Source organism: Afifella pfennigii DSM 17143 (assembly GCF_000688515.1).
GTDB classification, from domain to species: Bacteria; Pseudomonadota; Alphaproteobacteria; order Rhizobiales; family Afifellaceae; genus Afifella; species Afifella pfennigii.
On sequence record NZ_JHZK01000016.1, the window covers coordinates 1 to 19,138 of the forward strand.

Below are 19,138 nucleotides of genomic sequence, written 5' to 3' on the forward strand. Positions count from 1 at the left end.
GATGATCTGGTCGAGCCGGGCGCGGAACAGGTCATCGGTGAGCTCGCGATTGGGCGCTCTCGGTCGCATCGTCACCTCTCGTGATCCTCTCAATCGAATCACGGAAAGGCGCCGCCGGGAATCCCCAAACCGCATGCGAAATCGCAAGGTTCCGCAGGCTCAAGCCACCGAATCCTGCAAAACCGAAACCTTGCGAGAGACCGAAATCCGTCGACTATCAGCCGCTTATGCGTTCTTCACAGTCAACTGCATCACACCAGCGGCTGGCAGGATGGCGAGGGGCGCACCCACTTCGAGGCGGGCGCCGCGGCCTAAACGCGCCGCGGCGTGGGCCTCAAAGACCGTATTGCTCGCGGGCGTAGTCGCCGAGGCCGACGGCATCGAGCTTGGCGAGCGGGGCCAGGAAGGTCACCTGGATGACGCCGGGGGCGCGACCGATCTCGATGGCGCCGTTGATGGTGGCGCGGTTGCGCACTTCGGGGACGCTGACATCCAGGAGCTTGGCCGCGCGGGCAAGGCCGTTCTCGATGGCGTCGTTGAGATTGGCGGCGGTGCCGATGACGGAAATCGGCGCAAGCTCCTCCATCTCCGAGACGCCCCATTTGGCGGCCAGGCGCTTGCCCTTCGCCTTCTCGGCGGAAGAGAACGGACGGGCGAGCGGCGGCAGATCCTCCCGAAGCGGAAACAGCACCGGCCCGTCGAGCGGGTAGTTCTTCACCACCTCCACCTGCAGCGTGACGCTGCCGGCGACATCCATCGTATGGCCGGCGATCTCGCCATCGCCCTGACCGGCATGCATGTCGCCCATATAGAGGCCGGCGCCCGGCACCTTCACCGGGGCGACGAGGATGGCGCCGGCGCGCACGGCGTCGATGTCCATATGGCCGTCGGTCTTGTTTTCCGCCAGATCCTCCGCCGTGAAGGCATAAGCGTGCGGCGCGCCGACGAGGAAGGCGCCGAAATCGCCGGCATTGTGGCTGTCCGGCATCGCCTTCGAAGGACACGTGCCAAGCTGGCCGAGGAAGGGCCGCATGCGCACCAGCGTGCCGGGCATGTCGGAGGGGGCATAGGTCAGGATCGAGTGCTGCCGGCTCTCATCGGGCAGCGCGGCGTAGTGATTGGCGTTTCTGGCGATCGTCTCGGCCGCCTCACGCGGCAGGGTCAGGCCGACGGCGCGGGTTTCGTCGAAGGTGACGGTGTAGCCGTGCACCACCTCAAAGGGCTTCACCGGATTGCCACAGACGTCGCATCGCACCGCATCCTGGCCGATGCCCTCCACATGTGTCTGCGGCCAGACGGCATCGCAGGTCGGGCAGCGCGCCGCCACATAGGGATCGCCGAGGCAGAAGCCTTCCGGCGAAGAATCGTGCCCGGAAGCCGTGGCGATGGAGGTGACGGTGATGTCGCGGATGCGGATGGCGAGGCCGTCGCCGGGCTCGGCGCCCTCGATGCGCACCGGCTGCGTGACCTCATGCCCGCCGCGCAGGCTCGGCGTGATCATCGGCCCCCAGCAGCCCGGCGCGGTGTTGGCGATGACCGTGCCGCCATCCTCCACCGGGCCGAGCATCGGCTCGTTCGGATCGAGGACGCTGTTGGTGAAGCCGTGGACGACCACGCTCCGCTGGGCCGGCTTTTGCGCGTACATTCCCTCAGCCATCTGCAGCTCCTGTTTTTTCTGGCTTTCCAGATACATATTAGGTCGGCGCGGGCCGCCGTCATCGCCCGCGGGCGGGTTTCAGCTACGCGTTGAACGCCGCTCTCATCCGCTCAGGCAGATGCTCGCGGCCCGCTCTGGCGGCGTTTTCCAAGCGACGCGCCGCAAAGGCTGCTTGGGCCGAGCGCCGTTACAGCCACCTATTCATCGGCATGGCGCTTTTCGAATTCCCAGACCCGCTCAAAGCCCATCAGGCGGGTGAAATCGGAAAACGGGTAAAGCTCGCCCTCATAGCCCGCGCTGGAGCCCTCACGGCGGATCCTGCCGTAGACGGCGCGCAGGGCACCGCCCGCGGCGAGGAAGCCGGAAGCCGGGAAGATGGCAAGCCGGTAGCCGAGCTCCTCCAGGCGCGACTTGCCCAGGAGAGGGGTACGCCCGCCCTCCACCATGTTGGCGACGAGCGGCAGGTCGATGGCACGGCAGATGCGCTCCATCTCCTCTTCCGTTTCCGGCGATTCCACGAAGAGCACATCGGCGCCCGCCTCCGCATAGGCGTCGGCGCGCCGCAGCGCCTCGTCAAGGCCATGCGCGGTGCGCGCATCGGTGCGCGCGATGACGAGGAAGTCGGAGGAATCGCGCGCCGCCACGGCGACCTTGATCTTGCGCACCATCTCCTCCAGCGCGACGACGCGCCGGCCGGGGGTATGGCCGCATTTTTTCGGAAATTCCTGGTCCTCGATCTGGATCGCCGCCGCGCCGGCGCGCTCATAGCCGCGCACGGTGAAGTCGACATTGAGCAAGCCACCATAGCCGGTGTCGCCGTCGGCGATGAGCGGCGTGCGGCAGCCACCGGCGATGGCCGCGACCCTTCCCACCATGTCGGTGAAGGTGGCAAGGCCCGCATCGGGCAGGCCGAGATGAGAAGCGACAGTGCCAAAGCCGGTCATATAGAGCGCCTCGAACCCTGTCTCGTCGGCGATCTTGGCGGAGATCATGTCGAACACGCCGGGGGCGGAGAGCAATCGCGGCTGGGAGAGGCGCTGCTTCAGAGACGTCATGGGAGAAACATTCTGCTGTTTTCAGGGAAGGTGTGCTCGGCCGCGCTCCGCGCGCCCTAGAGGGCGCGGCGGTGCAAGCGATGATCGAGGTAGAGCAGGAGCGAGCTGATCAGCACCGCGACAAGGGCCAACATCACGATGACCGCCATCATGGTCGGCACGTCCAGCGTGCCGATGGACTTCATGACGAGGTAGCCGAGGCCGCGCTGGGAGGCGAACATCTCGCCGATCAGCACGCCGAGAAGCGTGAGGGAGAAGCCGACCCGCAAGCCGGAGACGAGCTCGGGGATGGCGGCTGGAACGATGACGGTCCTGACGAGCTGGCCGCGGCTCAGCCGCAGCACCCGCGCGGTCTTGAAATAGACCGGCGCAATGGCACGCACCGCCCCCATGGAGAAGATGATGATCGGGATGATGCCGTGGATGACGCCGAGCGCGATCTTGGCGGAGATGCCGAGCCCGAAAAGAAGCAGGATCACCGGATAGAGCGTGATTTTCGGCAGCGAGTAGAGCGAGACCAGCACCGGCTCTGCGACCTCGCCGGACAGGCGATGCATGCCGAGGGCAAGGCCGATGCCCATGCCCGCCGTGACGGCTATGAGGAGCGCATATCCGAGAGCGAGAAAGGTCTCAGACGCATGGCGCCAGAAGGAGGGGGTTGCAAGCAGCTCGGCGGCGCGGGCGAACGTCTGCGCCGGCGAGGCAAGCGCCAGGTCGCCAGCCAGCCAATAGAGCCCCTGCCAGACGAGCGCGAGGGCGAGAACCAGGAGGAGCGAATCGAGGATCTGCCGCATGGCTCAGCTCCCCCGCCGCTGCATGATCGCCTGCTCCCACATGTAGAGAACGGCGTTGATGAGCGTCACCAAGAGGATGATGAACAGCATCAGGGCGTACATCGTGCGGTTGTCGAAGGAGTTGAAGGCATAGGCGATGGAATAGCCGAGCCCGGAGGAAGACATGATGAACTCGGCTGCGATGACGCCGATGAAGGAATAGGCGATGGCCAGCTTGGTGCCGGTGAAAAGATGCGGCGCGGCGCTGGGCAGCTTGATCATCAGCGCCGTGCGGACCGGGCCCATGCCGAGCACGGAGGCGGTCTTCAGGAGCACCGGCGGAATGCGGTCGAGACCGTTGATGGTGCTGATGATCATCGCCACGACGCCGAAGAGGAAGCCGATGGTGACGATGGGCAGGGCGTTGAGACCGAAGATGACGATGAGAAGCGGATAGAAGGCGAAGAAGGGGACGGCGTAATAGGTGGCCAGAAACGGATCCACGGCGCGGCGCAGACGCGGCAAGGAATGCAGGACGGCACCGCAGACGAAACCGACGCTGACCGCCAAGATCACGGCCATGAGAACGTTGGACAGCGTCTCCACGATGTCGGCCGTGATCGTGCCGTCGATCAAGAGCTGCCACAAATGCGCCGCCATGACGCTCGGCGGAATGACGAATTGCGGCGAGATGAGACCGCCGCGACAGGCCGCCTCCAGCGCCCCGACGCACAGAACGACGAAGAGGAGACGAATGGTGCCGGCGCGGCTCATGCGCCCCCCCTCGCGGTCGCCTTGATGGATTCCTCGCGCAGGCGCTTCCACAGGCGGCTGGTGATCTGGCCGAAATGGTCTTCTGAGGCGATGCGGGAATCGCGCTCCTTCGGCCAGCCGGTCTCCAGCTCCTCCATGATGCGGCCCGGCCTCGCCGACATCACGGCGATGCGATCCGACAGCATCGCAGCCTCGTCGAGGGCATGGGTGATGAGCATCACCGTCGCCCCCGTCTCGCGCCACAGCTTCAAAAGCTCGTCGCCCATCAAGAGGCGTGTCTGGGCGTCGAGCGCGCCGAAAGGCTCGTCCAGGAGGATGAGCCGCGGCTGCATGACCAGGGTGCGGGCGATGCAGACGCGCTGGCGCATGCCGCCGGAAAGCTGCGAGGGATAGGCGGCGGCGAAATCCTCAAGCCCCATGAAGCCGAGGGCGTAGCCGACGCGCCGCTCCACCTCGGCCGGGTCGGTCCCTTCGCGGCGGAGCCCGAAGGCGATGTTGTCCTTCACGCTCAACCAGGGGAAGGCGGCGTTCTCCTGAAAGACGACGCCGATGCCGGGAGGCACCGATCCCGTCACCGGCGCCCCCTCGAACACAACCTTGCCCTCCGTCGGAGAGGAGAGGCCTGCCAGGACATCGAGAAGGGTCGATTTTCCGCATCCCGACGGCCCCACCACGGAGAAGAACTCGCCCTGGCGCAGCGCAAGATCGACGGGCCCCAAGGCGTGGACCCCGGGCGTCTTGCCCTTGGCGGCGTAGATGCGGGTCACCCCCGTCATCTCGGCGTGGAGCATCGGCGTCGACACGGAACGGTCGGCGCTCATCTTGACGACGGACGCAGCCATGGCGGCCTCCCGCTCACCGATTACTGCACGAAGGCGTCGTGGACGTACTTGTCCCAGTCCACGTCGCCATCCACCTCATCGATGATGCGCAAACCGTCGATGAGATTGTCCATCGCCTCGATGTCGAACTCGCCGGTGCCCCAATAGTTGAGCTCGATCAGGTTGCGGATGGCGCGCAGCGCCAGATCGGGATCCATCTCGTAATGCTTGGCGACGATCTGCGCCGTCTCCTCCGGATTGGCGTAGACGAACTCCACGCCCTTGCGGCGCGCCTCCACCAGGGCCTTGACGGTATCGGCTTCCTCCTCAAGGAACTGCGAGGTGGTGACGCCGACGGTCTGGGTCATGCGCGGCAGTTCGTCCTTGATCTGGAAGACCGGCCGGTAGCGATCCTGAAGCCTCGCCCAGACCGGATCCATGATCGGGGCTGCGACGACGGCGCCTTCGTTGAGCATGGTGAGACCCGCTCCGAGGCCGCCCGCAGCGACCAGATCCATCTCCAGGCCGTGCTTGTCGGCCATCATGGTGATCAGCATATCGGTGACGGATTTGGGGTTGGTGAAGGCGACTTTCTGGCCAGAAAGGTCGGCGACCGACTGGATGGGGGAATCCGGCAGCGTCACCCAGAGGATCTCGCCGGTGGTCTTGACGCCGGTATGGACGATCTTGAGGTCGACGCCCTGATTGATCGCCGCGACGACGGCGGAAAGCGCCACCTCGCCATAGGGCAGCCCCGCCGCCATGACGTTGCGCATGGTGGTGCCGCCGCCCTTGGAGGTGATGACGCCGGTGACGTCGACGCCGGCATCGCGGTAGTAGCCCTTCTCCATGGCGACCGCATAAGGCGCGCCGTACATCAAAACGCCCCAATGCGTCACGGTGATCTCGGCCGCCTCGGCCCTTTCGGAAAGCTGCGGCACGGCCGTGGCAAGACCTATGGCGAGCGCCAGGGCGGCACAGGCCGTGCGGGCCACTCCCTTCAGGGCCTTGGCAGCAGACAAATGCATCATTCGTTTCCTCCTTGTGGTGGACGATCCCGGTTTTTCGGGTTTCGCCGTCGCTGCGATGCGATGGACAGCACGTCGATGAACGGGCATGCGCGCCGAGCGTGCGACCGGCGCGCACATGGGGCAGTCCCCTTTGCGAGGGACGAGCTCGTGAGGGGCGAGGGTCATGCCGCGAAGGTGCCCGGCCGCTCCGGCCGCAAGCTGGCGAGCCAACTGCCGCAAAGCCGACGAGGCCGGTATCTGGAAAGACGAGGCGACTGGCGCAAACGTGCAGCGGGCTCCGGCACGTTGTATACTCCCTTCGGGCAGAATGGCCGAACTTACGCGCCAAACCGCGATTTTCCGTTGATGCTATAAGTTCGTTGTATACAAAGCAAGCATGAAACGATCAGGTGACGCAGAATGCAGGGGCTGAAAAAGAAGACGGCGGAGACAGGCGGGCAGCGCGCCGCCGAGGTTGCCTATTCCGCCATTCGGACAGGCATCCTCAACAGCCGCTGGAAGGGCGGCAGCCATCTGCGCGAGCAGGAGCTCGCCTCGGCCATCGGCGTCAGCCGCACGCCGGTGCGCGAAGCCCTGCGCCGGCTCAACGCGGAGGGTTTGGTAACGCTGGTTCCCAATCTCGGCGCCCGCGTCAACGATTGGAAAGCGCACGATCTCGACGAGATTTTCGGCCTGCGGGCGCTCCTGGAGAGCTATGCGGTCGAGCTTGCAGCCTCACGTATCGGCGAAGATGAGATCGCCGAGCTGAAGCGCCTTTGCGAGAAAATGGAAGGCCTCATCGTGGAGGGCCAGCGGATCGACCATCAGAGGATGTCTGTATACAATGACCGCTTCCACGGCATCCTCTACGAGGCCTCCGGCAACGGGCGCCTGCGACAACTTCTCAAACAGGTGGTTGAGATGCCCCTGGTGCTGCGCACCTTTGCCCGCTACGAGCGGCGCGACCTGATGCGCAGCATGAATCACCACCGGGAAATCGTGGAGGCGCTGCAGGCCAAAGATGGAGCCTGGGCAGCCTCCGTCATGCGCTCGCATGTGCGTGCCGGACGCGCGGTCTTTCTCGACGCGGCGACATCCTCCTAAGCCCACCGCAACGCCCGCATGGCGGCAGGGCGGGCTCCGTCCGCGACCTTACGGCGGGTGCGGGGGCCTTTCTTCGGCTCCGACATCAACCGCCCTTTAAGGTCGCGCGAGACCGGCGATGTCGCGCCTGAAACCGCAGCAGGTACGGTTCGGCGGCCTCTCCGATCGGCGCAGAGCCATCACGCCGGCGCAGGCCCAGAAAGAAGCTTTTGGGGTCCTTTGAGACCTTTCGTCCCGTCGGTTGACGGGTTGTAGCGCGTGTGCGTTGATCGCGGTGCAGTGGCAAACGCAAGAATGCACGGGAGGACAATCATGAGAAAAGTCGCAGTCGGAGCCGCCGCCGCCCTCGTGGCGGGCAGCATGTCGTTCGGCGCCTCTGCGCAACAGCAATTCATCACCATCGGCACCGGCGGCGTGACGGGCGTCTATTATCCGACCGGCGGCGCAGTCTGCCGCCTGGTCAATCGCGACCGGGCCGAGCACGGCTATCGCTGCTCGGCGGAATCGACCGGCGGATCGGTCTACAACCTCAATACGATCCGCGCCGGTGAGCTCGATTTCGGTGTGGTGCAGTCGGACTGGCAGTACCATGCCTACCAGGGCAGCTCCGACAATTTCGAAAGCGCCGGCCCCAACGAGGATTTGAGGGCGGTGTTCTCGATCCATCCGGAGCCTTTCACCCTGGTGGTCCACCCCGACAGCGGCATTCAGTCCCTGGAGGATTTGAAGGGTAAGCGCGTCAATGTCGGCAATCCCGGTTCCGGCCAGCGCGGCACCATGGAACTGCTGATGGGCGAACTGGGCTGGACCCTGGACGACTTCACCGTCGCCGCCGAGCTCGCCGCCGCCCAGATGCCGGCCGCGCTCTGCGACGGCCAAATCGACGCCTATGTCTACGTCGTCGGGCATCCGAGCGCCAACATCACCGAAGCGGTGACGACTTGCGGCGCCCAACTCATCGATGTCGAACACGAGGTCGTCGACCGGCTGGTGGAGGCAAATCCCTACTACCGCGTCGCAACCATCCCCGCCGGCACCTATGAGGGCCAGGACGGGGACGTCACCACCTGGGGCGTCGGCGCAACCTTGGTGACCTCAGCCTCCGTGCCCGAGGATGCGGTCTACGCCGTGGTCAAGGCCGTCTTCGACAATTTCGAGGACTTCAAGGGCCTGCACCCGGCCTTCGCCGGCCTGAAGGAGGAGGAGATGATCTCCGACGGGCTGTCCGCGCCGCTCCATGACGGCGCCAAGCGCTATTACGAAGAGCGCGGCTGGATGTAATCCAGCCATGCGCGAAGAGGTGCCGGGCGGCCGACGCCCGGCACGCCCCATGCTTCTGACACGGGACATCCAACACACCGCCGGGCGGATTCCGCACCGATAAGAGGGCATGCCGATGTCGGGGGATGGAAAGGGCGGCAAGCCCGCAGTCGATGTGGATGTGCTCGTCGCCGCAAGCGAAGGCGGCGCACGTCAGGCCAAGGGCATGGCCGGCCGCATCATCGTCATCATCGCCTTCGCCTGGTCTGCCTTTCAGCTCTATAGCGCGTCGGGCCTGCCCTACCTCATGGCGGAGGTCACCGGGCTCAACCTCGTCCTCAACAATCTGCAGACGCGGCGCGTGCATCTGGCCTTCGCGCTGGTGCTGGCAATGCTCGCCTATCCGCTGTTCCGCTCCAGCCCGCGCGAGCGCGTGCCCTGGTACGATTGGGGGCTGGCGCTGCTGGGCGCCATCTCCACCATGTATCTGTTCTGGTTCAACAGGGAGATCGGCGAGCGCGCCGGCCTGCCGACCACCGCCGATCTGGTCATCGCCACGATCGGCATCGCCTCGGTCGGCATCGCTGTCTATCGCGCGCTCGGCCTGCCGCTAGTGGTCGTCGCGTCGGTCTTCATGCTCTACGTCTTCTTCGGCAATGCCAGCTGGCTGCCCGACGCCATCCAATGGGCCGGCGCCAGCTTCAACAAGGCGATGTGGCATTACTGGATGCAGACGGAGGGCGTTTTCGGCGTCGCCCTCGGCGTCTCCGCCTCGCTCATCTTCCTGTTCGTCTTGTTCGGCGCCCTTCTGGAACGCGCCGGGGCAGGCAACTACTTCATCAAGCTCGCCTTCGCGCTGCTGGGGCATCTGCGCGGCGGGCCGGCCAAGGCCGCCGTCGTCGCCTCGGCCCTGTCGGGGCTCTATTCCGGCTCCTCCATCGCCAATGTCGTCACCACCGGCACCTTCACCATCCCGCTGATGAAGCGCACCGGCTTCAAGCCGGAAAAGGCCGGCGCCATCGAGGTCGCCTCCTCCACCAACGGTCAGCTCACCCCGCCGGTGATGGGCGCGGCCGCCTTTCTCATCGCCGAGTTCACCGGCGTCGCCTATCCGGACCTCATCCTGCACGCCCTGTTGCCGGCGCTGGTCTCCTACATCGCGCTTGTCTACATCGTGCATCTGGAGGCGCTGAAACTCGACCTGAAGGGGCTGAAGCGCCCCACCCCGCTGGGGTCCGTCGCGCAGCGCCTTGCCGGCGTGCTTTTCGGCTTCATCGCCATGGCAGCGCTGGCGGCCATCGTCTATTTCGGCCTTGGCTGGGTGAAGCGTGCCCTGCCCCAGTTCACCCTGTTGTCGGCAACGCTCCTCTTCCTTGCCGCCTATCTCGCCCTGCTATGGGTGGCGGCGCGCCACCCCGACCTGCCCGAGGACGATCCGAACAACCCCGTGGAGCTACCGCGCCCGCGCGACGTCGCCGTCACCGGGCTCTATTTCATCCTGCCCATCATCGTCCTCATCTGGTGCATCATGCTGGAGCGCATGTCGCCCCAGCTGGCCGCCTATTGGGCGACCATCTGCATGATCGCCATCGTCCTGACCCAGCGCCCGCTGAAGGCGTTCATGCGCGGCACTAGCGGGTACGGCGCCGCCATCCGGCTCGGCATCATCGATTTCGCCGTCGGCATGATCAACGGTGCCCGCAACATGATCGGCATCGGCGTGGCCACCGCCGCCGCCGGCATCATCGTCGGCACCGTCTCGCTCACCGGCGCGCATCAGGTCGTCGGCGAATTCGTGGAGTTCCTCTCCGGCGGCAATCTTCTTCTGATGCTGTTCTTCGTCGCCGTGATGAGCCTCATCCTCGGCATGGGCCTGCCGACGACCGCCAACTACATCGTCGTCTCCTCGCTGATGGCTCCCGTCATCGTCTCCGTGGGCGCGGAGAGCGGGCTTCTGGTGCCGCTCGTGGCGGTGCATCTGTTCGTGTTCTATTTCGGCATCCTGGCGGACGACACGCCGCCCGTCGGCCTTGCCGCCTTCGCCGCGGCCGCCATTTCCGGAGGCGATCCGATCCGCACCGGCGTGCAGGGCTTCACCTACGACATCCGCACCGCGCTCCTACCGTTCATCTTCATCTTCAACACCGAACTCCTGCTCATCGATGTCGGCCCCGTCCGCGCCATCTTCGTCTTCGTCGTGGCGACGTTGGCGATGCTGGTCTTCGCCGCGGCAACGCAGGGCTACTTCCTCGCCCGTAACCGATGGTGGGAGACGCTGGCCCTTCTCCTCGTTGCCCTTACCCTGCTGCGACCGGGCTTCTGGCTCGACCAGATCCAGCCGCCGTTTGAGGAGTATCCCGGCGTTCAGGTCGGCGAGATCGCCGCCGCCGCCCCGCCGGACGATACCTTGCGTCTCGTCGTGCGCGGGCCCGACTTCGACAATATCGGCGAGATCACCCAGCTCAGCATTCACGTACCGCTCGGGCCGGCGGGCGAAAGCGGCGTCGACAGGCTCCAGGCCGGGGGACTGACGGTGATGGAGACGGACGGCATGGCCGTCCTTGAGGAGCCGCTGCCGGGCACACGCTTCTTCACCCAGTTCCAGACCTTCGATTTCTACGCCGACGAGCCGGTGCTGATCGAGACGGTCAAGCTTCCCGCGGAGCGCATGCCCAAGGAAATCTTCTACATTCCCGCCCTTGTTCTTTTCGGGCTCGTCTGGCTCGCGCAACGCCGCAGGCAGACCGTGCCCGCCTTTTGGGGAAAGCCGCATGACCGAGAAATACCTGCTCGCTCTTGATCTCGGAGACCCCGATTCGGTCGAGCGCATCTTTCCCGTCGCCCAGAAGCTCGCCAGCAATGCGGGCGCGGAGCTGCATGTGGTCTCGGTCGTCCCGACCTATTCCATGCCGATCGTGGGCTCCTTCTTTCCCGCCGATTTCGAGCGCAAGGCCCTTGAGGCGGCGCGCGGCGAGCTGGAAAAGGTGATCCGCAGCGCCGCCGACAATCCCGAAGCGGTGCAAGGCCATATCGCGCATGGCTTGATCTACGAGGAGATCCTGAGGACCGCCAACGATATCGACGCCGACCTCATCATCATGGAATCGCACCGCCCCGCTCTCAGGGACTATCTGCTGGGGCCCAACGCCGCCCGCGTCGTCCGGCATGCGAGGCAATCCGTCCATGTCCATCGTTGCTGAGGCACGAACGCAGATGGCTCCATCGCACGTCTTTTCGCGCGACACCCGCAAAACGCTTCCCGTTGTCGCCGGCGGCGATGGGTGCTGGCTCGTCGACGCGCAGGGCAAACGCTACCTCGATGCCAGCGGCGGCGCTGCGGTCTCCTGTCTCGGACATTCCTGCCGCCCGGTGCTGGAGGCGGCCAAGGCCCAGCTCGACACCATCGCCTACGCCCATACCGGCTTCTTCACCTCCGAGCCGGCCGAATCTCTTGCCGAAGCGCTGATCGCCCGCGCGCCCTCCGCGCTTCAGCGCGTCTATTTCGTTTCCGGAGGCTCCGAAGCGATCGAGGCGGCGATCAAGCTTGCCCGCCAATGCTTTCTGGAGATCGGTCAGTCGGAGCGAACCGAGATCATCTCGCGCTGGCAGAGTTATCACGGCAACACGCTCGGCGCGCTGGCGACCGGCGGCAACCGCTGGCGCCGTGTGCAGTTCGAGCCGCTTCTTGCGGAGGCCATGCACCATATCTCGCCCTGCCATTACTGGCGCTGGGGCGAAGCGGGCGAAAGCGCCGAAGCCTATGGCGAGCGCCTCGCGCAAGAGCTGGAGGCGCGCATTCTCCAGCTCGGTCCCGGCCGCGTCGCGGCGTTCGTGGCCGAGCCGGTCGTCGGCGCCACCATGGGGGCGGTGCCGGCCGTTCCGGGCTATTTCCGTCGCATCCGTGAGATCTGTGACCGCTACGGGGTGCTGCTCATCCTCGATGAGGTGATGTGCGGGTCGGGCCGCACCGGCAGCTTCTACGCTTTCGAGCAGGAAGACGTTACCCCCGATATCGTCTGCATCGCCAAGGGGCTCGGCGCCGGCATCCAGCCGATCGGCGCAACGATCTGCTCCTCCAGCATCTACGAGGCCATCGCTTCGGGCAGTGGCTTCTTCCAGCACGGGCATACCTATATGGGCCATCCCACGGCCTGCGCCACCGCGCTTGCGGTGCTGGAGGAAATCGACCGGCACGACCTCTTGGCCAATGTGCGCGAGACGGGCGAACGGCTGCAGCAAGGTTTGCGCCGGCGCTTCGCCGATAATGCCTTCGTCGGCGACATCCGCGGGCGGGGCCTGTTCCGCGGCCTGGAGCTTGTCGCGAACCCGGAAACCAAAGCGCCTTTCGATCCCGCCCTCGGCCTTGCCGGGCGCATCAAGGCCGCCGCGATGGCACGCGGCCTCGCCTGCTATCCGATGGGGGGCACCATCGACGGGCGGTTCGGGGACCACGTCCTCCTCGCCCCGCCCTACATCATCTCGGCCGAAGAGATCGATATCGTCGTCGAACGGCTCGGCGAGGCGCTGGAGGCCGCCCTCGCCGATATCGGTGCATGAGCGAAGGCGGCCTATCGTCGTGACCGCGGCCGACGACGTGCCCGATCTGAGGCGACGGGCGGATCGGCTCTGAGAAGACGATGCCGGGCGCGGCATGGCGTACGGCGCCGCTCAGCGACGATAGCGTGCCTCGACGATGGCGGCGCGGAAGAAGGGGAAATAGCTCTTGGTGCCGTAATGGTTGCCGACTTCGATTCGCGTCGGAATGGTGTAGCCATCGAAGGTGCCGGTCTCTTCGATGCTCCCGCCGAAGGGCTGCCAGCGAAAGGCGCCTTGCGGATTGGCATTGCTCCAGCGCATCGCACTGATGCCCACAGGCCGCCCCTCCCCAGAGAGCGTGAGCGTTGCGACAAGCTCGCGCCCCGCGACCTTGAAGCTTACCCGTGCCGCATCCTCGCCGGCTCGCTGCCAGCACGCGCCGTTCTGAGGCAGGAGGCTCGCCGGAGCCCAGATCGCCTCCATGACGGCGCGGCCCGCCGCCGAAAGCGCAAGGTCTCCCCTGCCCGCGAGCCGTGCGACCGGGATCACTCCCCAGAGCCAGAACCGGGTCCACGCCCGGCCGGCCGTATAGCCGTCGGAGCCCCAGATGCGGATGATCTTGGAGCCTATGTCGGGCATCCACACGAAGCCATGCGGCGGCGAGAGAACCTGTCGGGCCTCCATCGCCAGGATCCGATGGCGCGCCGGCTCGCCGAGGACGAAGGTGCCCACCATGCGCAGCTCCACCGTGGTCAGCAGCGGCGTTCCGGGGGCGATGGCATAGCTGAGATACCGCCTTGCGGGCTCGGGCAGATCGGCGATCATGGCGGGATCGAAAGTCCCGGCCGGTTCGCTTTGTGCCGCCAGCGTCCTCCAGGCGCGGCGAGCCTCGCGCTTGTCGAGGCGATAGAAAAGCTGCGCGACGAGCACCGCCGCGAGCACAAGCAGGATGAAACCCAGCAGGATCGCCATCAGGATGTCGACGCGGATCGTCCCTGTTGCTGCACAAGGCCAATGCCCAAGCTCGCCTTACCATCCGCCGTCTTCGGCGCGCGGCTGCAACGTGTCTCGGCCGCTCAGGATCGCAATGGCGACATCCCGAACCTTGAGGCAACTGGCTGGGGCGCCAGGATTCGAACCTGGGATCGCGGGACCAAAACCCGCTGCCTTACCACTTGGCTACGCCCCAATTTGCGCCCCGCAACCGGGGTCGCTCCGCGCTATACGGACTTTGCCCGCCGCGGGCAACATGGCTGGCGCGCGTCGCGCGACAAACCCATATAGGACGCGGCGCTTCGTCCGCATTGTCAGCTATGCGCAAGATGCCTTGATGCGGCCGGGCGGCAAGGCTATAACCCGCCCCGCTTTGTCGGAGTGTAGCGCAGCCTGGTAGCGCACCTCGTTCGGGACGAGGGGGTCGCAGGTTCGAATCCTGCCACTCCGACCATTTCCCTCTAAGCGCCTTTCTAGACGATGCCGACGCCGCGAAGCGTTCGCGGCGGCTTGGCGCTGGGGCGCTGCAGCGCCCCAGCCAAAGGCTATCTGGCAAAGACGTGCTTTGCGCACCCTCAGTGAAAAGAGGTTGACGCCTCGCCGGCACTCTCCGCCTGACGCTTCAGGAAGGCCGATAAGGTGCGTTCAAGCGAACGCCGCCGCTCCCACGGCAGGCGGGCGATAGCCTCCGCCACGTCGGATTGAATGCGGGAAAGGTCGGCGCCATGGCGGCTGACGGCATCGTGGCAAAGCTCGGCGAAAAGCCGAAGATCGTCCTGCGGAATGTCTGACAAGCCCGCCTCCGCTCTTCATCCGTGAATAGCCGCCCTACACCTGCATCACTTCCGGCAGGCGGAGCCGCGCGCTTGAAATAGGGGCATGAGCGTGCGGACCTTCAATAGGCCAACAGACCCAGGGCACAACAGCATACGATGTGTTGTGGTTAGTAACTACGAACAACTGCTCCATGCCCAAGCCGTGCGGAGCATCTGCTTCCTGGAAGAGCACGGCATGCGGGCCTCACTGATCTTCGACGGCAACGATTGGCAGGCCACCCATATCGTTGTCTACGACGGCGAGGAGCCGGTGGGCACGGTACGCATCCGTTGGTTCCGGGACTTCGCCCAGTTCGAGCGAACGGCCTTCCGCAAGGAATGGCGCAACCCGCATGTCATCAAGGCATGCGCGCAATTCGCCTTCGATCACGTGGCGCGCAAGGGCTTCGAGCGCGTCATCACCCATGCCGGCCCGCTCTATGCACGTCTGTGGCGCATGCTTCTCGGCTTCACGCCCGTGGAAGGCAAGGGCCCCCTCCTCCTGGAAGGCCATCCGGAACCTTATGTGGAGCTGGAGAAGCTCTTGGAGCGGCCGGCCAACGCGCTCGGCCTCGCCAGCGACGCCAACACCCTCTTTCGCATCGAAGGGGCCTGGGACGAGCCAGGCGCCCATGAGGACAGGCCATGACCGGCACCACCGAAACGCCCCGGCGGACAGGCCGCAAGGCAAGCTTTCCCGCTTCGGCCATCGCCAGGCTTGAACGCAGCAAGACGTGCAAGGGCGATGAGCTCACCGAATTCGTGCGCCGGGACATGAAGCAGATCGAAGCCATTCAGCACGAATTGCTGCAAAGGCTTCTCAGCGAGCCTCGCGAGTTGCCCCTCGCCCTGGCGGAGGCCTTCGAGGATGCCGCAAGCGCCTTCCTGAAACTGGCCGACCTCGTCAGCCGCCAGCATCGGGGAGGCCAGCTGCCACCGCGGGAAGATTGAACATGATGCGCACGCCATCATCGGCGATGCTGGGAAGCGGCGTGACGCTCATCTCTTCGGTGAACCAGGGGTTGGACTTGCCGAGCGCCTCGCAAACGCGCTCGAAGACCAGTCGTGCCGGCTTCGATTCCAGCCTCTCCGTCATGGCGCAGGCATAGGTGCGGATGGGCACATGCACGCCGAGATCCAGCGGCAGGGCGGTCGGCTCCAGCATGGTGTAGTTGCCCAGCAGGCCGATGCCGAGCCCGGCCTTCACCATCATCCCGTACATGAAGGAATTGTCGCATAGATGGGCGATCCGGCCGCGGGCGACCACGGCGTTCCATTCCTTCCAGGTCGGCGCATCGGCCTGGTAGAGGCGCGACTGGATGAACAGATGCTCGGCCAGGTTCTTGCGCGTCGGCAGGCCCATGCGGGCGACATAGTCGCGCGAGACGACAGGCAGCAGATGCAGAACGCCGAGCTCTCTGCAGGTCACCTCCTCGGTGAAGACCGGCGCGAAGCTGACCATCATGTCGGTCTGATTCTGGCGCAGATCGTTGACGTTGAGCGGCGACTGCACATCGACCTGGATGAGGGGATGCTCGGCCAGGAGCTGGCGCAGCAGCGGCACGAGAAAGAAGATGCCAAGTCCCTCCGTGATGCTGACGCGCACAAGCCCCTGCAGTTTGCGCGCCTCAGAGCTGAGATCGCTCGACAGCGAGAAAAGCGTCTGGTCGAGGGTGGCAAGGCGCTCGGCAAGCAGCGCGCCCTTCGGCGTCAGGCGCACGCCGCTGGGCGAGGAGACGACGAGCTGCGCATGCATGACGTCCTGCAAGCGCTTGACGCGCCGGCTGACGGTGGGCTGGCTGATCGACAGGAACTCGCTGGCGCGGCTGTAGGAGCCTGCCTTGGCGACGGCGAGAAAGACCCGCAGCTCGTCCCAGTAATCGCCGGAAAGCAGGCGCCCATCCTCCAATGGGGACCGGTTCAAGAATGGCTGCGTGAATGGTGTGTTCATGCTCACCCTTCCGTTCCCTGCTGTCATTGCCCGCTTGTGGGCGCCAACCGAGTAAAGTGCTCGAAGCTAGGCCCGCTACCGTCTCGCCGACACCCCTCCTTTCGGCCCCGCTTTCCTCGCAGCCGCCATCTCGTGCGCCGCTCTCGGCGCGCACGGGGCTGTCTATCCTGCGGTTCGGCCTCGCGTCCTGGCGCTGCATATCGCCCGCGTAGCCGGCGCGATGGCCCCAGCGCAACGCAGGCGGGCGTACTCCGCGGCCACTCGCGGCAAGCGGGAAAGCAATCTACATCATCTGGAGGCGGCCGGATACGGCCAGGCAGGCTTGGCGAGCCGGCTCTGCCGGCAGGCGTTGCGTCAGCATGCCTTCGTGCGGGTGGCGGCGAACCGCCGCCCGGCGTGTTTGCGCCCCTTTTTTGCCGCGTCCGGCGCGGCGTGCCAGATCACGCCGCCGCGGGCATGGCTCGCGCCGGCATGCCGATGCCGAGAGCTGCGTCCGTCATGGCGATGGAGCGTGCCGGCACCCTTTCCATTTGCAACAGGGCGCGGATCGCATCCACGGTCTCGGGAATGACGATCGCCTGATTGTCGACCATGTAGGCGTAGAAGAGCTCCTCGCCCTCCACCTTCAGCATGTCCGCCCACAGCGCCACCTCGTAGAGGTTGTCGTGCGGCCGCCCGAGGTCGGCCATCATCTCCTTGACGGCGTTGAGGGCGTTGAGGCCGTCACGCATGCGAATGAGGGCGATGCGGCTGGAGGCACGGAAGGCCTCAAGGACTTCCTCCTTGTTTGCCGGACGGGTGAGATCGACCGCCCAATAATGCAGATGCGCCAGGGTCTGCGGCACCTTCACGGCCATGGTGATGACATCAAGCTCAGGATCGACGGCCTGGGCGTCCGGCCCCTGATGGCTCGGGATACCCGGCTCCGGCACGAGCGTGTTCATGATGCCGCCGAGATGGCTCTCCCAGGGATCGGTGGCGCGGCGCAACAGCGTGCCGCGGGCGCGGCGCAAGAGACCGGCCCGCTTCAGCGCCCCCAAGGTGCGCACGATGGAGGTGGTGTTGCAGGAAACGACCCGCGTCGCCAACCGGCCAAGGGCACTGCCATAGCTCGTCTCAGCGACGAAGGAATGGCCGGTGGCTGCGTGCTTCTCGCCGCCCTGGAGAATGAACCTTCGGCCACGCTGACGGTAGGTTTCGACATTGCGCGCGGCGACCCGCTTGGGCGTGCAGTCGACGACGATATCGGCGCCATCGAGCAGGTCGGCGAGCGTGCCGGCCACATCGAGGTCAGCATCGCGCATGGCCTGAACGTTCTCCGCCTCGGCGCCGAAGAGGCGGTAGCCCTTTCTGTTCGCCATGCGCGCGCGCCAGTCGGTGCCGATATCGGCAACGCCGACAAGCTCCATGTCCTCCTGGCTGACAATGGCATCGGCGACGCGCTTGCCGATGACGCCATAACCGTTGATGGCGACCTTCGCCGTTCCGCCCGCATGCATGGCTTCCTCCTTCGCTGTGGGAGCTGAAACGCTCCTCCGATGCCGGCGGATTTCCTCGCCGCCCGTCCAGGCGGGCCCTCACAGCCCGCTCGCCGCGGCATCAGACCTGCTCGATATTGGAGGGCGGCTTGCTCGCGCGCACGACGATGCGCGAGCCGGTCGGGACGCGGGAATAAAGGTCGATCACGTCCTGGTTCAGAAGGCGGATACAGCCGCTGGAGACGGCGCGGCCGATGCTCCATTCCTCCTGCGTGCCGTGCACTCGGTAGAGCGTGTCGCGGCCGCCCTGAAAGAGGTAAAGCGCGCGCGCGCCGAGCGGATTGTCGAGACCGGGCTTCATGCCGTTGGCATATTTCACCAGCTCCGGCTCGCGCTCGATCATTTCGCGCGGTGGCGTCCAGGTCGGCCACTTGGCCTTACGCGCGATGGTGGCGCCGCCGCTCCAGCCGAAGCCCTCGCGACCTACGCCAACGCCGTAGCGCATGGCACGGCCGCCCTCGCGCACCAGATAGAGGAACCTGGCATTGGGATCGACGACCACCGTTCCCGGTTGCTCCGGCCCGGAATAGGCGACCTCCTGGCGCAGATACTGCGGATCGATGCGGCTGATATCGGCCGCGGGGATGGGGAATTTCTCGTCCGGAATCGCGCCGTACATCTGCTGGTAAAACGGATCTACGGTCGGCGCGTAGGCGAGCGGCTCAACGCGCGGCCCGTCCGCCTGGGTGGCGCAGCCGCCGAGGAGGGAAGCCGCGCCAAGGAGGAAGACGCGGCGGTCAATGAGATGGCGGGTGATGCCGCCGGAAAGTGGGTTGGTTCGGTTGGCCATGATGGCTCCCTAAGCTCGTATCAATCGTGTGAAGGTGGAAGATCGGGATCGGTGAGCCATC

18 protein-coding genes and 2 tRNA genes are annotated in these 19,138 nt (G+C 65.8%); 8 read left to right on the forward strand and 12 right to left on the reverse strand.

Going from position 1 to position 19,138, the window contains the following annotated elements; genetic code table 11:
- Window positions 1–334: 334 nt before the first annotated feature.
- The 6 genes from Q331_RS0111875 to Q331_RS0111900 all read right to left on the reverse strand — a co-directional run bounded on the left by Q331_RS0111875 (window position 335) and on the right by Q331_RS0111900 (window position 6,111).
- Complete coding sequence (locus tag Q331_RS0111875) at window positions 335–1,657, reverse strand: acetamidase/formamidase family protein (protein ID WP_026380862.1); 1,323 nt, start codon at window positions 1,655–1,657, stop codon at window positions 335–337.
- A gap of 197 nt (window positions 1,658–1,854) precedes the next feature.
- Complete coding sequence (locus tag Q331_RS0111880) at window positions 1,855–2,712, reverse strand: isocitrate lyase/PEP mutase family protein (protein WP_026380863.1); 858 nt, start codon at window positions 2,710–2,712, stop codon at window positions 1,855–1,857.
- A gap of 56 nt (window positions 2,713–2,768) precedes the next feature.
- Window positions 2,769–3,506, reverse strand: a complete 738-nt coding sequence (locus Q331_RS0111885; RefSeq protein WP_026380864.1) for an ABC transporter permease — start codon at window positions 3,504–3,506, stop codon at window positions 2,769–2,771.
- 3 nt (window positions 3,507–3,509) lie between these two features.
- Entirely contained in the window at window positions 3,510–4,259 is a 750-nt protein-coding gene (locus Q331_RS0111890; protein WP_026380865.1) for an ABC transporter permease, read from the reverse strand.
- Window positions 4,256–5,101, reverse strand: a complete 846-nt coding sequence (locus Q331_RS0111895) for an ABC transporter ATP-binding protein (RefSeq protein WP_051631089.1) — start codon at window positions 5,099–5,101, stop codon at window positions 4,256–4,258. Before Q331_RS0111895 ends, Q331_RS0111890 begins: the two co-directional genes overlap by 4 nt.
- A 20-nt stretch (window positions 5,102–5,121) precedes the next feature.
- The gene (locus Q331_RS0111900; protein WP_210164945.1) at window positions 5,122–6,111 is read right to left on the reverse strand and encodes an ABC transporter substrate-binding protein; all 990 of its coding nucleotides are present in this window, start codon (window positions 6,109–6,111) and stop codon (window positions 5,122–5,124) included.
- 399 nt (window positions 6,112–6,510) lie between these two features.
- Here Q331_RS0111900 and Q331_RS0111905 point away from each other — a divergent pair, with 399 nt between their 5' ends.
- The 5 genes from Q331_RS0111905 to Q331_RS0111925 all read left to right on the forward strand — a co-directional run bounded on the left by Q331_RS0111905 (window position 6,511) and on the right by Q331_RS0111925 (window position 13,011).
- Window positions 6,511–7,194, forward strand: coding sequence for a GntR family transcriptional regulator (locus Q331_RS0111905; RefSeq protein WP_051631090.1), 684 nt, complete (start codon window positions 6,511–6,513; stop codon window positions 7,192–7,194).
- A gap of 312 nt (window positions 7,195–7,506) precedes the next feature.
- Window positions 7,507–8,475 carry a TAXI family TRAP transporter solute-binding subunit gene (locus Q331_RS0111910; RefSeq protein WP_026380869.1) on the forward strand — a complete coding sequence of 323 codons (969 nt, stop codon included), beginning with the start codon at window positions 7,507–7,509 and terminating at the stop codon, window positions 8,473–8,475.
- 115 nt (window positions 8,476–8,590) lie between these two features.
- On the forward strand, window positions 8,591–11,254 hold the full coding sequence (locus tag Q331_RS21335; protein WP_051631113.1) for a TRAP transporter permease: 2,664 nt from the start codon (window positions 8,591–8,593) through the stop codon (window positions 11,252–11,254).
- The gene (locus Q331_RS0111920) at window positions 11,226–11,654 is read left to right on the forward strand and encodes a universal stress protein (protein ID WP_026380870.1); all 429 of its coding nucleotides are present in this window, start codon (window positions 11,226–11,228) and stop codon (window positions 11,652–11,654) included. Before Q331_RS21335 ends, Q331_RS0111920 begins: the two co-directional genes overlap by 29 nt.
- Window positions 11,655–11,667: 13 nt before the next feature.
- Window positions 11,668–13,011, forward strand: coding sequence for an aspartate aminotransferase family protein (locus Q331_RS0111925; protein WP_026380871.1), 1,344 nt, complete (start codon window positions 11,668–11,670; stop codon window positions 13,009–13,011).
- 111 nt (window positions 13,012–13,122) lie between these two features.
- Here Q331_RS0111925 and Q331_RS0111930 read toward each other — a convergent pair whose 3' ends face one another.
- On the reverse strand, window positions 13,123–13,962 hold the full coding sequence (locus Q331_RS0111930; RefSeq protein WP_051631091.1) for a DUF6544 family protein: 840 nt from the start codon (window positions 13,960–13,962) through the stop codon (window positions 13,123–13,125).
- Window positions 13,963–14,105: 143 nt separating this feature from the next.
- Window positions 14,106–14,179 (reverse strand) — tRNA-Gln (locus Q331_RS0111935).
- Window positions 14,180–14,360: 181 nt separating this feature from the next.
- Between Q331_RS0111935 and Q331_RS0111940 the strand changes: the two genes are divergently transcribed.
- Window positions 14,361–14,437, forward strand: a tRNA-Pro gene (locus Q331_RS0111940).
- 121 nt (window positions 14,438–14,558) lie between these two features.
- Here the strand turns inward: Q331_RS0111940 and Q331_RS0111945 are convergent.
- Entirely contained in the window at window positions 14,559–14,777 is a 219-nt protein-coding gene (locus Q331_RS0111945) for a hypothetical protein (protein ID WP_026380873.1), read from the reverse strand.
- Window positions 14,778–14,994: 217 nt separating this feature from the next.
- Here Q331_RS0111945 and Q331_RS0111950 point away from each other — a divergent pair, with 217 nt between their 5' ends.
- Both Q331_RS0111950 and Q331_RS0111955 read left to right on the forward strand, forming a co-directional pair.
- The gene (locus Q331_RS0111950) at window positions 14,995–15,447 is read left to right on the forward strand and encodes a GNAT family N-acetyltransferase (RefSeq protein ID WP_051631092.1); all 453 of its coding nucleotides are present in this window, start codon (window positions 14,995–14,997) and stop codon (window positions 15,445–15,447) included.
- Window positions 15,444–15,749 carry a hypothetical protein gene (locus Q331_RS0111955; RefSeq protein WP_026380875.1) on the forward strand — a complete coding sequence of 102 codons (306 nt, stop codon included), beginning with the start codon at window positions 15,444–15,446 and terminating at the stop codon, window positions 15,747–15,749. The genes Q331_RS0111950 and Q331_RS0111955 overlap by 4 nt, the downstream gene beginning before the upstream one ends.
- Here the strand turns inward: Q331_RS0111955 and Q331_RS21340 are convergent.
- From Q331_RS21340 to Q331_RS0111970, 3 genes are all read right to left on the reverse strand, one after another.
- Window positions 15,703–16,722 (reverse strand): LysR family transcriptional regulator, encoded by a 1,020-nt coding sequence (locus tag Q331_RS21340; RefSeq protein WP_169738498.1) that lies wholly within the window; start codon window positions 16,720–16,722, stop codon window positions 15,703–15,705. The two genes, Q331_RS0111955 and Q331_RS21340, sit on opposite strands and share 47 nt — an antisense overlap.
- Window positions 16,723–17,189: 467 nt before the next feature.
- Entirely contained in the window at window positions 17,190–18,248 is a 1,059-nt protein-coding gene (locus Q331_RS0111965) for a type II glyceraldehyde-3-phosphate dehydrogenase (RefSeq protein ID WP_026380876.1), read from the reverse strand.
- 100 nt (window positions 18,249–18,348) lie between these two features.
- Window positions 18,349–19,077 carry a L,D-transpeptidase gene (locus tag Q331_RS0111970; RefSeq protein WP_210164947.1) on the reverse strand — a complete coding sequence of 243 codons (729 nt, stop codon included), beginning with the start codon at window positions 19,075–19,077 and terminating at the stop codon, window positions 18,349–18,351.
- Window positions 19,078–19,138 lie beyond the last annotated feature (61 nt).